Raw genomic sequence first — 11,775 nt, forward strand, 5'->3', positions numbered from 1 at the left:
GCTCCCGAGCGTGTCACACATCGGGACACCGGCCGCCGCCGCGGTGTGACACCGCCGGTCCCGTGACGTCGGTCACGGAGCCCGCACGTCACGGAGCCCGGGCCTGCGGTGTCTTCACGTCGAGAACCGAAGCCGCGGAAAGGGAGAACCCGTGAACCTCGCACTGTGGATCGTCGCCGGGCTGCTGGCCGCCGTCATGCTGGCCGGTGGACTGACGAAGCTGTTCGTGCCGAAGGAGAGGCTGGCCGCAGCCCCCGGCGGCGGGTGGACGGGCGACGCGAGCACCGGCTTCGTCAAGACCCTCGGAGCCGTCGAGGTCGCGGCGGCCGCGGGCGTCGTCCTGCCCGCCGTGACCGGCGTCGCGCCGATCATGGTGCCGGTCACCGCCGTCTGCTGGGTGCTCCTGATGGGCGGCGCGATCGTGACGCACCTGCGCCGCCACGAGAACATCGCGATCACGGCGAACATCGCCTACCTGGCCCTGGCCGCCTTCCTGGCCTGGGGCCGCTTCGGCCCCGAGTCCTTCACCGGCTGACCGGGCCGACGAGTAGGCGCCGCCCCGCTGCGGGTCGGGGCGGCGCCGGTCGGGGTGTTACTTCTCGTTGGAGAGGGCCTCGGTGCAGGTGTCGGTCCAGGCCTTGTCGTCGGCGATCTTGCCGCCGGCCTTGGTGAGGGCGGTCTTGATGTTGCCGCAGTCCTTCTCGGCGGTGGCCTTCGGGCGCTTCTTGGAGTCGGCGCTGGCCTTGAGGAACTCGGCGCGGGTGATCTTGTGGCCGTCCTTGCGGACGGCGATGACCGTTTCGCCGGAGGCGCTCGCGCCGCCGCAGGCGGTGGCGCCGAAGAGGACGGCGGGTAGCAGCAGCATGGCCATGGGCCGGATCATGAGTTCCCCCGGGATTCGTACGGTGACGGAGAGAACGCTAGACGTGACGAACCCCGGGCGGTGGCCGTTCCGCGCAAGCTTTGCCCTGCGCGGCCCGACGACCTACCCGGAGTTGGCGTGCACGCCCGTCAGCCCGTGGTGTTGAGCACCTCCGCGACGAGTTCGCGGGCCTGCTCCTGCACGGCCTCCAGGTGGCCGGGCCCCTGGAACGACTCGGCGTAGATCTTGTAGACGTCCTCGGTGCCGGACGGGCGCGCCGCGAACCAGGCGCTCTCGGTCACGACCTTGAGGCCGCCGATCGGCGCGTCGTTGCCGGGCGCGCGGGTCAGGACGGCCGTGATGTCCTCACCGGCGAGGGTGTCGACGGTGACCTGCTCGGCCGACAGGTGCTTGAGCACCTCCTTCTCGTCCGGCGTGGCGGGCGCGTCGACGCGGGCGTAGGCGGGGTCGCCGTGCTCGGCCGTCAGCGCCGCGTAGCGGGTGCTGGGCGACTCCCCCGTGACGGCGGTGATCTCGGCGGCGAGCAGCGCCATGATGATGCCGTCCTTGTCAGTGGTCCACACCGCGCCGTCGCGGCGCAGAAACGACGCCCCGGCGCTCTCCTCGCCGCCGAAGCCGAGCGAGCCCTCCAGCAGGCCGGGGACGAACCACTTGAACCCGACGGGAACCTCCAGCAGGCGGCGGCCCAGGCTCGCGGCGACGCGGTCGATCATGCCGCTGCTGACGAGCGTCTTGCCGACCCCGGCGTCGGCGGGCCATTCGGGCCGGTGCTCGTACAGGTAGGCGATGGCGGTGGCCAGGAAGTGGTTCGGGTTCAGCAGGCCCGCGTCGGGCGTGACGATGCCGTGCCGGTCGGCGTCGGCGTCGTTGCCGGTGGCGACGTCGTAGGCGTCGCGGCGCTCGATGAGCGAGGCCATCGCGTACGGGGACGAGCAGTCCATCCGGATCTTGCCGTCCCAGTCGAGCGTCATGAACCGCCACGCCGGATCGACGTCGGGGTTCACGACGGTCAGGTCCAGCTTGTGCCGGTCGGCGATCTCGGCCCAGTAGGCGACGGACGCGCCGCCGAGCGGGTCGGCGCCGATGCGCACCCCGGCCCGCCGGATCGCGTCGAGATCGACCACGGACGGCAGATCGTCCACGTACGCGGCGAGGAAGTCGTGGCGTCCCGCCTTCTGGAGCGCCGCCCGGTACGGGAGGCGCCGCACGTCGCGCAGCCCCTCGCGGATGATCGCGTTGGCGCGGTCCTGGATCCAGGACGTGACGTCGGTGCCGGCGGGCCCGCCGTGCGGCGGGTTGTACTTGAACCCGCCGTCGCGCGGCGGGTTGTGCGACGGGGTGACGACGACGCCGTCGGCGCGGCCGGTGCCGCCGCCCCGGTTGTGCGCGAGGATCGCGTGCGACACGGCGGGCGTCGGGGTGAAGCCCTCCCGCTGGTCGATCACGACGGCGACGTCGTTGGCGGTGAACACCTCCAGCGCCGTCGCCTGCGCGGGCGCCGACAGCGCGTGCGTGTCGGCGCCGAGGAACAGCGGCCCGTCGGTGCCGTGCAGCGTCCGGTACTCGCAGATGGCCTGGCTCGTGGCGAGGATGTGGTCTTCGTTGAAGGCGGCGTCGAGCGCGGAGCCGCGGTGCCCGGACGTGCCGAACGCCACGCGCTGCGCGGGTTCGGCCGGGTCGGGGCGCAGCGCGTAGTAGGCGGTGACGAGGCGCGGCACGTCGACCAGGTCGGCCTGCCGGGCGGGCCGGCCGGCGTGTGCGTCCACCATGGAGTCTCCTTCGGCGAGTCGTGATCGGACCTACCCAAGGATTCCGCCCGTCTCACCCGTCAATCCAGCGCACCTCGTACCGGGCGAGTCGCAGGTCGTGGCGGCCGACGCGGGTGGTGACGGGTTCGGCGGCGGTGTTGACGGCGACCGTCTGCGCGGGCTGGGCGAGGACGTGGACGCGCGGGTCGGCGGCGTCGGCGCGCAGCAGCGTGGTGCCGGGCGGGAACCAGCGGCCGAAGCGGCCGAGCAGCGGCGCGGACGGCGGGTCGGCGGCGGGTGCGTGGAGGGCGGCGGTGGCGCCGCCGCGGGCGAACTGGATGAGGGCGGCGGCGTGCAGCGCGTCGCGGCGCGGGTCGCCGGGGTCCGCGGCGGGACCGGCGGTCCAGCCGTCCCACCAGACGGGGAGGTCGCCGTCGCTGTGGGCGGTGAGCCACTGGGTGACGGCGCCGAACTTCTCGACGGCGGTGAACGGGTCGAGACCGGGGTCGTGTTCGGGCGGGGCGGCGCCGTCCACGGCGACGAAGTCGGCGCCGATCTTGTGGGTGAGCCAGTACCGGACGGCCTCCAGGGCGCGCGGCTCGACGCCGCCCCAGGCGCCGGAAAGGCCGCCGGCGGGGGCGGGCGCGACGCTCGGCATGGGCGTGGACGGTCCGCCGACGCGGATGGCGGGGTTGACGTCCTTGAGCGCGGCGTAGACGGCGTTGTAGCGGCCGGTGTAGGCGGCGGCGTCCCAGCGGGCGCGGGTGAAGGAGCGCAGGTCGTTGCCGACGACGAAGTGCCGCAGCTCCGGGTGCCGCCGGGCGATCCCGGCGGCGAGGGCGGCGTCGCCGCCGCAGCAGACGGTGACGACCGGGGTGCCGCCGGCGGCGCGCACGGCGCGGAGCCTGCGGTCGAGGGCGGCGGCGGGCTCGCCGGGCGTGACGGTGAGGTTCTGCGGGACGGCGCGGGTGACGGGTTCGGCGCCGCGCCGGTGCGAGACGCCCCAGGCGGGCCAGTCGTGGCCGCGTCCGCCGCCGGTGGTGGGGCCGCCCTCGGACGTGGCGGGCGCGGCGGCCCGGCGGGCGCCGGTCGCGAACGGGACGACGGACGCCGCGACGAGCGCGGCGAGCGCGAGCCACAGCAGGACGTAACGCAGCCAGCGCCGTCGCACTCCGGCTCAGCTCCCTTCCCTCCCGATAGCGATCATGACCAGCGTGCCCGGCGAGGCTTCAGGGAGCGTGTAAGCAGTCTGAACGTTTCCTGACAGCGGACGAGGCCGCGGCCGGTGCGGACCGCAGCCTCGCGCGAAATCGGGCCTGTCAGCGGAAGAGGCCCGGGAGAGGATCAGTGATGATCGCCTCCTCTGCGCCGTGCTCCCGAAGTGGGAGCGCCGTCAGGAACAGACACTTCCGACGTTATGCGGCGGGGACGCCCGGTGGGTCGATCCAGCGCCAAACCTGCGCCAAGGCTCAGTGCACCGTGCGCGGCTCCTCCGCGCCCGTCACAAGCTTGAGGCGGACGACGGCGGGCAGCGAGTCGCGGTCGAGCGCGGTGCGGACGTGCGCGAGCGCGTCGCCGGTGACGCGGCGCCGCAGCCCGGCCAGGTCGGCGTCGCGGGCGTAGGCGACGTTGATGAACAGCTTCGGCCGGGCCGACGAGCCGCCCAGCCGGGCCCCCGCGCCCCGGACGCCGGGGTACTCCTCGATCTCGTCCTCCAGGGCGTTCGTCACGGCCTTGGCCGACAGTTTCGTCGTGCCGTTGCCGGGATCGGGCTCCAGCGCGAGGTCGGACACCTTGTCGCGGCGGCCCTGCGCGATCAGCCAGCCGAGCCCGAGCAGCGCGAGCACGACCGCCCCGGCCGCGACGGCGTACCAGTACCAGGCGTTGCCGGACGCGAACCGCCTCGTGGCGTCGCTCAGGACGGCCTCGTCCGCGCGGCCCGCGCCGAACAGGCCGAGGCCGAGGGCGAGCCCGGCGAGGCCCGCCAGGAGCAGGACGAGACCGAGCAGCGTCAGCGCGGTCCGGTTGAGGCGTGCGGCGTGGCGGTCCATGGGTTCAGGTCCTTCGCTCGATCCGTACCTTGACCTTGCGGCGCGGGACGGGGCCCAGCTCGTCCAGGCGTTCCTGGACGGCGGCGCGGGTCTTGCCGGCGAGCCCGTCGTCGTTGCGCAGCGGCGTGCGGGCCGTCAGCAGCATCCGCCGCTTCTTGATCTTGACGTCGCCCACTCCGGTGACGCCGTCGACCGACCGCGCGGCGGCCTCGGCGGCGCTTTTGAGACCGCCGCGCGTGACGCCGACGAGCAGGTCGGGGTCGGTGCCGTGCAGCGGGATGAGCCGGGTGCGCCCCGGCACCAGGCCGATCAGCAGCACGAGCAGGCCCAGCAGCGCGACGACGCCGGACGCGACCAGCGCCCACGTCGAACTCCACGCGTTCGACCGCGCCCACGACGTGACATCGTCGTACGGGACGAGCCGCAGCGGGCTCCCGGCGAGCGCCGAGATCACCTCGATCGCGGTGAGGACCGCGGCGGCCGTCAGCAGCGCGGCGACGACCACCGCCGGCCAGACGCGCCGGGTGCGGAACGTGTGCCGCGCGCGCCGGTCGGCCTTGCCCCCGGTCTTGGCGGCGGTCTGCCGCCCGGTGGCCGACTGCGGCAGCCGCCCGGTGGTGGACGTCATCAGCGCACCCCCGCCAGTTCGCGGCGCTGCGCGGGCACCGACCGGTCGAACGACGACACCTCGACGTCGACCTGGCTGACCCGCAGCCCCGTCGTGCGCTCGACCTCGTGCCGGACGCGCTCGCGCACCGTCCGGGCGGTGTCGCGCACCGGCTCCGGATACGACACCGACATCTCCACCCGCACGGCCACGCTCTCGCCGTGGATGCTGACGTCGACGTTGGCGGGGCGGCGCCCGCCCAGCGGCAGCCCGAGCACGGTCCGCTCGATGTCGCCGGTGGCGTCGTTGTCGCGGACCGCGTAGGTCACGAGCTTCTCGACGACCCGGTCCGCGATGGTCGTCGTGCCGCGCTGCCCGCCGGTCATGACGACGACGACTTCCGGCCGCCGAGCGAGCTGAAGACCTCGCCGACGTCCAGTTCACCGGCGACGATGCGGCCGACCAGGAACCCGAGGACGCCCAGCAGCAGGACGACGAGGAACGCGCCGAAGCCGCCGAACGCACCGGCGAACCCGACCGCGCTCCCGAACGAGAGGCCCACGATGGGCCAGATCTTGGTGTTCATTCTTCCTCCTTGGTTCCCGCGTCGGCCGCGGATCACCGCAGCCGGCGGGCCCGCCGCCGCCGCTCGAAGAAGCGGCGGCCGGCCTCGATGGGCCAGCTCCTGCGCCGGACGCCGACGACGCCCGCGCGGGCCCTGGCCCGCGCGCCGTCGCGTGCGCCCTCAAGCTCGGCGCCGCGCCAGCGGGCCAGGCCCGCCGCGAACTCGGCCGGGTCGCCGCCGGCGTCCGGATGGTGCTCGCGCACCCAGCGGCGGAACGCCTCGCGGTCAGCTTCGCGCGTCACCCGCGTCCTCGTCCGGTTCCCGGATGTCGTCGATGAGGACGTCGACCGTGCGGTCGCCCGCGAGGGGCGCCGCCGCGCGGCGCACCGCGGCGGCGACGTCCGGAAGCGGGCGGCCGGCGCGCGCCACGACCGCGATCTCGACCACGTCGTCGCGGACGGCGACGCCCGCGAACGGTTCACCGACGCGGAACGTCACGACGCGTCCGGCGGGACCGGCGGTCAGGCCGGCCACGTCCGGCAGCCCGGTGACGGCCGCGCCGATCCGCTCCGCGAGCGCCGTGCCGGTCACTGGACGCGTGGCTTGGACTCGGGCTCCTGCTGCCGGTCCTTGCCGGTGCCGTCGTCGTCGCCGTTGTCCTCGTCGGGCAGGTGGATGTCGTCCACGGAGATGTTCACCTCGACGACCTCCAGCCCGGTCATGTGCTCGACCTGCGCGATGACGTTGTCGCGGATCGCCGACGCGAGGTCGGGGATGGCGGCGCCGTACTCGGTGACGACGTCGATGTCGATCGCGGCCTGCCGCTCACCGACCTGCACCGAGACGCCCTGCGAGACGTTCTTGCCCTGACCGGGCAGGCGCTCCTTCATCGAGCCGAAGGTGCGGGACATGCCCGAGCCCATCTTGTGCACGCCGCCGATCTCGCGGGTCGCCATGCCGGCGACCTTGGCGACGACGCCGTCCGCGATGCGGGTCTTGCCCTGGTCGGTGACGAGGACGCTCTCGCTGTCGGACGCCTTCTGGAGGCCCGAGCCGCTCTTGCCGGACTCGTCCTTGGAGCGCTCCGACCCCGGGCGCGACGCCTGGTTCGGCAGCGTACCGACGCCCGAACCCTTGTTCGCCTGTCCATTCTCCTGACTCACGACATCTCCCCCTGCTGAGTCGGTGATGCTCGGTTGATGCTCGCGGGGGGTGATGACAAAACCACAGTCGGGGACAATATGCAGGTCAAGCCTTATTCAGGGCGGGGCGGGCATGACGGAGGGCCGGTGGCGCTCGCGCGCCGACCGGCCCCCTGGCAAGTCACGGTCGTTTCGGTACGGGCGGCTACTTCTTGTCGCCGCCCCCGAACATTCCCTTGATCTTCTCGGCGGCGTCGCCCGCCTTCTTCTTGGCGTCGTCGATGGCACCCTCGGCCTTGGCGCGGTTCTTCTCGCCCTTGCCCTCGCCTTCGAGCCGGGCGTCGTCGGTCACCTTGCCGGTGCCCTCCTTGACCTTGCCCTTGGCTTCATCGGCCTTGTTGCCCAGGTCGCTCACAGCGTTCCCCCCGAAGTTCCGGCGGTTTCGTGTCGCGTGCTTCCTACCCGGCGGGGCCGTCCGAAACCCGATGTTGCGGAACGGACATAACACGCATCCGGACGACGGTGACCAGCTCGGGATCTCCGGTGGCGGCGCGGTAGGGCTCGACGGCCGTCCTGGTCAGCGCGCCGGGCAGGTCCGCGAGCGGCGCGCCGGGGACCGTGCGGACGGTCAGGACGAGCCGGGGCCGCCCGGGCGTCCCGGTGCGGCGGGCGGTGCCGGACACGACGCCCTCGACGTCGGTGAGCGCGGCGCGCAGGGCCGTCGCCGCCGCGCGCTCGCGGGCCCGGCCGCCGGACGGGCGGACGGCGCGGCGGCGCAGGTACGCGTCCCGCGCGGCGCGGACGAGCGCGACGAACGCCGCGAGCGCGACCGACTCCGCGAGCAGCGCCACGACGGGCCAGAACCACGCGTACCGGGCCGTCCGCTCCAGGGCGGTCGGCAGCAGCGGCCCGTCCCCGGCGAGCAGCACCGCCGCACCCAGCCCCAGCAGCGCCGATCCCGGCACCGTCAGCCCCCACCGCATCCGAGTCACCCTAGGGGCGGGGCGTCCCGGCGCGCCGGAGATCGGCCGGGGCTTTACGGTCGGGTGCGCTCCCGGAACCGGACGGTGACGCGGGGCGTGCGGCGCAGGCCGAGCGAGCGCAGGCGCGTTTCGGCGGCGTCCGCGACCCGCGCGGGCAGAGTGCCGGGATTGCGGTAGGCGGTGCGGGCGCGGACGGTGACGCGCGGACGGCGGCGGCCACGGACGCGCACGCGAACCCGGGTCACGCCGGGCACGTCGCGGACGGCGGCGGAGACGAGGCGGCGGACGTCCCGGCGGCGCAGCGCGGCGACGCGGCACGGGTCGTCGGAGGCCAGGACGAGCACGCGGGCGTGCCGGGGCAGGCCCGCCGCCACCAGCGCGGCGCCGAGAACGGCGAGGGCGGCGCCGGTCGCGCGGACGGCCGGGGCGTCCCACGCCGTCCGGCGCGCGGCGGCGGCCAGCTCGGCGGCGGGGACGAACGCCAGGGGCCGTCCGGCGACGGCCGCCAGCACCGCGACCGCGACGGCCGACCCGAGCACCGCGATCACCGCGAGCGTCACCAGCGTGAGCGCGGTGCGGCGCGGCGCGAACTCGGCGCGGGCCAGGCGCCGGGCCTGCTGCCGCGCCTGCGCGGGGGCGAGCAGTTCGGAGACGAGCGTGCCGTCCACGGCGGCTAGCGGAAGACGATGGTGCGGTCGCCGTTGAGGAAGACGCGGTGCTCGGCGTGCCAGCGGACGGCCCGCGCCAGCGCCAGGCACTCCACGTCGCGGCCGACCGCGACGAGTTCGGCGGCGCTGTGCGTGTGGTCGACGCGGGCGACCTCCTGCTCGATGATCGGGCCCTCGTCGAGGTCGGCGGTGACGTAGTGGGCGGTGGCGCCGATGAGCTTGACGCCGCGCGCGTGCGCCTGGTGGTAGGGGCGGGCGCCCTTGAAGCTCGGCAGGAACGAGTGGTGGATGTTGATGACCTTGCCGGGGAGCTTGCCGCAGAAGTCGTCGGAGAGGATCTGCATGTAGCGGGCCAGGACGACGAGGTCGGCGCCGTAGTGCTCGACGAGCGTCAGCACCTCGGCCTCCTGCGCGGCCTTCTGCCCCTTGGCGACGGGCAGGTGGTGGTAGTCGATGCCGTACGACTGGGTGAGCGGGCGCAGGTCGGGGTGGTTGGACACGACGGCGACGATGTCGACGTCGAGCAGCCCGGACCGCTGCCGGTAGAGCAGGTCGTTGAGGCAGTGCCCGTCCTTGGAGACCATGATCAGCACTCGCTGCCGGGCGGCGGTGGCGTCCAGGCGCCAGTCGAGCCCGAGGTCGGTGCCGAGCGCCGCGAACGCCCCGCGCAGTTCCTCGTCCGACAGGCCGGCGGGCCCGTCGAAGTGGACCCGCATGAAGAACCGCACGGCCTCGCGGTCGCTGAACTGCTGGCTCTCCAGGATGTTGCAGCCCCGCTCGGCGAGCAGCCCGGAGACGGCGGCGACGATGCCGGGCCGGTCTTCGCAGGAGAGGGTCAGCACGTAGTCGGTCACGCCCCAAGGTTATGCCGCGGCACGGCCTCGCGCGGACCGTCAGTGCGGGCGGCCTTCCGGGCTACTGACTGGTTTGTTCGGGTAATGACCGGTTACATTTCGCGCATGCGCCGCCTCCTGCTGGTCCTGTTCGGCCTCGTCCTCGCCCTGTCCGCGTGCACCGACGTGGACGAGGGCGGCGGCGGCAAGCCCGACGAGAAGGCCCCCGCCAAGATCGCCGGCATCCCGACCGCCGCCGGTACCCACAAGCAGAAGATCGACGTCGGGACGGTCGGCCACCGGGAGTTCCTGGCGCACGTCCCGCCGCAGCTCGCCAAGGGCGACTGGAAGAACGGCAAACCGGAGAAGAAGCTGCCGGTCGTCCTCGCCCTGCACGGCGGCCTGGCGAACATGGGCAAGATGCAGCAGATCAGCGGCTTCGACAAGGTCGCCGACGAGGAGGGCTTCCTGGTCGTCTACCCCGACGGGTTCATGACGACGTGGAACGCGGGCGACTGCTGCGGCGCCGCCAAGATCGGCAACATCAAGGACGTCGACTTCCTCTCCAAGGTGATCGACAAGCTGACCGACTCCGGCCTGGTCGACAAGAACCGCGTGTACGTCACCGGGTTCTCCAACGGCGCGGGGATGGCGTACCGGATGGCGTGCGAGGCGCCGGAGAAGGTCGCGGCGATCGGCGTCGTGGAGGGCGCGCTGGTGACCAAGTGCGATCCGGGCCAGCCGGTGTCGGCGATGATCTTCCACGGGACGGCGGACGGCAACGTGCCGATCGGCGGCGGCGGGCGCCGCGACATCAACGACGATCGCGGCTATCCGCCCGTCAAGGACGCCGTGGACTTCTGGCGCCGCGTCGCCGGGCTGCCCGAGGCGAAGCGCGGGATGGACGCCCAGACCAAGAACACCACGTGCCAGGCGACGGGCAAGGGCGACGCGGGCGTGCAGGTCACGTTCTGCCGCATCGACGGCGGACGGCACGCCTGGCCGTCGGGCGCCGCGGCGACGCTGTGGGGGTTCTTCAAGACGCATCCGAAGCGCCCCTAGTTATGTGAAGACTATTCACGTTCCCCGAAAGTGTGGCACTGTGGCGGTATGAACCTCCGGGAGCGCTACGACGCCGCCACCGCCACGCTGGAGGCGCCGTTCGCCGTCGTCGACCTGGCCGCGTTCCGCGCCAACGCCGCCGACCTCGTCCGGCGCGCGGCGGGCAAGCCGATCCGCGTCGCCAGCAAGTCGGTGCGCTGCCGCGCGCTGCTGGAAGAGGTCCTGGCGATGGACGGCTTCGCGGGCGTCATGGCGTTCACGCTCCCCGAGGCGCTGTGGCTCGCCGGGCACGGGGTGTCCGGCGACATCCTCGTCGCCTACCCCACCGTCGACCGCACCGCCGTCGCGGCGCTGGCCGCCGACGAGCACGCCGCCGCGACGGTCACGCTCATGGTCGACTCCCTGGCCCACCTCGACCTCATCGAGAAGGCGGCGGGCGGCACCCCGATCCGCGTCTGCGTCGACATCGACGCCTCCTACCGGCCGCTCGGCGGGCGCGTCCGCATCGGCGCGCTGCGCTCCCCGCTGCGCACGGCCGCGCAGGTCCGCGAACTCGCGGAGGAGATCCTGACCCGGCCCGGACTGCGCCTGGTCGGCCTCATGGCCTACGAGTCGCAGATCGCGGGCGTCGGTGACCGCCCGCCCGGCAAGCCCGCGATGAGCCGCGTCATCGCCGGGATGCAGCAGCGGTCCCGGCTGGAGCTGGCCCGCCGTCGCGCCGCGATCGTCAAGGCCGTCACCGCGCTGACCGAGCTGGAGTTCGTCAACGGCGGCGGCACCGGCAGCATCGAGAAGACCGTCGCGGAACGCGCCGTCACCGAGGTCGCCGCCGGGTCCGGGCTCTACCAGCCGCACCTGTTCGACTACTACTCCAACTTCCGGGGCCGTCCCGCCGCGCTGTTCGCGCTGCCCGTCGTGCGGCGGCCCGCGCCCGGCGTCGCGACGTGCCTGGGCGGCGGCTACCTCGCGTCCGGCCCCGCCGACGCGATCCGGCTCCCCCAGCCCTACCTGCCGACCGGTCTGCGCTACGACGCCAAGGAGGGCGCGGGCGAGGTGCAGACGCCGCTGCTCGGGGACACCGCCGACCTGCTGGAGGTCGGTGACCGCGTCTGGTTCCGGCACACCAAGGCCGGTGAGCTGTGCGAGCGCTTCGACGCCCTGCACCTCCTGGACGGCGACCGCGTGACCGCCACCGTGCCGACCTACCGGGGTGAACGGCAGACGTTCCTCTGA

General features: G+C 73.7%; 17 protein-coding genes. 3 read left to right on the plus strand and 14 right to left on the minus strand.

All coding sequences use genetic code 11. The annotated features are described in order from the left end of the window. Window positions 1-151 precede the first annotated feature (151 nt). Entirely contained in the window at window positions 152-535 is a 384-nt protein-coding gene (locus tag C229_RS0114580) for a DoxX family protein (RefSeq protein WP_018655816.1), read from the plus strand. 57 nt (window positions 536-592) lie between these two features. On the opposite strand, the gene C229_RS0114585 is transcribed toward C229_RS0114580, so the two are convergent. From C229_RS0114585 to purU, 14 genes are all read right to left on the minus strand, one after another. After that, complete coding sequence (locus tag C229_RS0114585) at window positions 593-871, minus strand: hypothetical protein (protein WP_033424358.1); 279 nt, start codon at window positions 869-871, stop codon at window positions 593-595. 140 nt (window positions 872-1,011) lie between these two features. Next, complete coding sequence (gene pgm / locus C229_RS0114590) at window positions 1,012-2,652, minus strand: phosphoglucomutase (alpha-D-glucose-1,6-bisphosphate-dependent) (RefSeq protein ID WP_018655818.1); 1,641 nt, start codon at window positions 2,650-2,652, stop codon at window positions 1,012-1,014. 52 nt (window positions 2,653-2,704) lie between these two features. Then, a complete protein-coding gene (locus C229_RS30610; RefSeq protein WP_018655819.1) occupies window positions 2,705-3,802 on the minus strand; it encodes a hypothetical protein in 1,098 nt (365 codons plus the stop codon). A gap of 298 nt (window positions 3,803-4,100) precedes the next feature. Next, window positions 4,101-4,682 (minus strand): alkaline shock response membrane anchor protein AmaP, encoded by a 582-nt coding sequence (gene amaP, locus C229_RS0114600; RefSeq protein WP_018655820.1) that lies wholly within the window; start codon window positions 4,680-4,682, stop codon window positions 4,101-4,103. Window positions 4,683-4,686: 4 nt separating this feature from the next. Then, window positions 4,687-5,310, minus strand: coding sequence for a DUF6286 domain-containing protein (locus C229_RS0114605; protein ID WP_018655821.1), 624 nt, complete (start codon window positions 5,308-5,310; stop codon window positions 4,687-4,689). Next, window positions 5,310-5,675 (minus strand): Asp23/Gls24 family envelope stress response protein, encoded by a 366-nt coding sequence (locus C229_RS0114610; RefSeq protein ID WP_018655822.1) that lies wholly within the window; start codon window positions 5,673-5,675, stop codon window positions 5,310-5,312. The genes C229_RS0114605 and C229_RS0114610 overlap by 1 nt, the downstream gene beginning before the upstream one ends. Further along, the gene (locus C229_RS0114615; RefSeq protein ID WP_018655823.1) at window positions 5,672-5,875 is read right to left on the minus strand and encodes a hypothetical protein; all 204 of its coding nucleotides are present in this window, start codon (window positions 5,873-5,875) and stop codon (window positions 5,672-5,674) included. The genes C229_RS0114610 and C229_RS0114615 overlap by 4 nt, the downstream gene beginning before the upstream one ends. 32 nt (window positions 5,876-5,907) lie before the next feature. After that, entirely contained in the window at window positions 5,908-6,156 is a 249-nt protein-coding gene (locus C229_RS30615) for a hypothetical protein (RefSeq protein ID WP_018655824.1), read from the minus strand. Then, the gene (locus C229_RS30620) at window positions 6,140-6,445 is read right to left on the minus strand and encodes a hypothetical protein (protein ID WP_018655825.1); all 306 of its coding nucleotides are present in this window, start codon (window positions 6,443-6,445) and stop codon (window positions 6,140-6,142) included. Before C229_RS30620 ends, C229_RS30615 begins: the two co-directional genes overlap by 17 nt. Beyond that, a complete protein-coding gene (locus C229_RS0114630; RefSeq protein WP_018655826.1) occupies window positions 6,442-7,017 on the minus strand; it encodes an Asp23/Gls24 family envelope stress response protein in 576 nt (191 codons plus the stop codon). Before C229_RS0114630 ends, C229_RS30620 begins: the two co-directional genes overlap by 4 nt. Before the next feature lie 184 nt (window positions 7,018-7,201). Then, entirely contained in the window at window positions 7,202-7,411 is a 210-nt protein-coding gene (locus C229_RS0114635; RefSeq protein WP_018655827.1) for a CsbD family protein, read from the minus strand. A gap of 43 nt (window positions 7,412-7,454) precedes the next feature. Then, complete coding sequence (locus C229_RS30625) at window positions 7,455-7,979, minus strand: hypothetical protein (RefSeq protein ID WP_018655828.1); 525 nt, start codon at window positions 7,977-7,979, stop codon at window positions 7,455-7,457. Between the two features lie 53 nt (window positions 7,980-8,032). Then, the gene (locus tag C229_RS32905) at window positions 8,033-8,647 is read right to left on the minus strand and encodes a DUF6286 domain-containing protein (RefSeq protein ID WP_018655829.1); all 615 of its coding nucleotides are present in this window, start codon (window positions 8,645-8,647) and stop codon (window positions 8,033-8,035) included. 5 nt (window positions 8,648-8,652) lie between these two features. Beyond that, window positions 8,653-9,501 (minus strand): formyltetrahydrofolate deformylase, encoded by an 849-nt coding sequence (gene purU / locus C229_RS0114650; RefSeq protein ID WP_018655830.1) that lies wholly within the window; start codon window positions 9,499-9,501, stop codon window positions 8,653-8,655. A 105-nt stretch (window positions 9,502-9,606) separates the two neighbouring features. Here purU and C229_RS0114655 point away from each other — a divergent pair, with 105 nt between their 5' ends. Continuing rightward, window positions 9,607-10,542: a CE1 family esterase gene (locus tag C229_RS0114655; protein ID WP_018655831.1), complete on the plus strand. Its 936-nt coding sequence runs from the start codon at window positions 9,607-9,609 to the stop codon at window positions 10,540-10,542. Window positions 10,543-10,590: 48 nt separating this feature from the next. Then, entirely contained in the window at window positions 10,591-11,775 is a 1,185-nt protein-coding gene (locus tag C229_RS0114660; RefSeq protein ID WP_018655832.1) for an amino acid deaminase/aldolase, read from the plus strand.

The sequence above is a fragment of the Actinomadura flavalba DSM 45200 genome, assembly GCF_000374305.1.
In the GTDB taxonomy this organism is placed as follows: domain Bacteria; phylum Actinomycetota; class Actinomycetes; order Streptosporangiales; family Streptosporangiaceae; genus Spirillospora; species Spirillospora flavalba.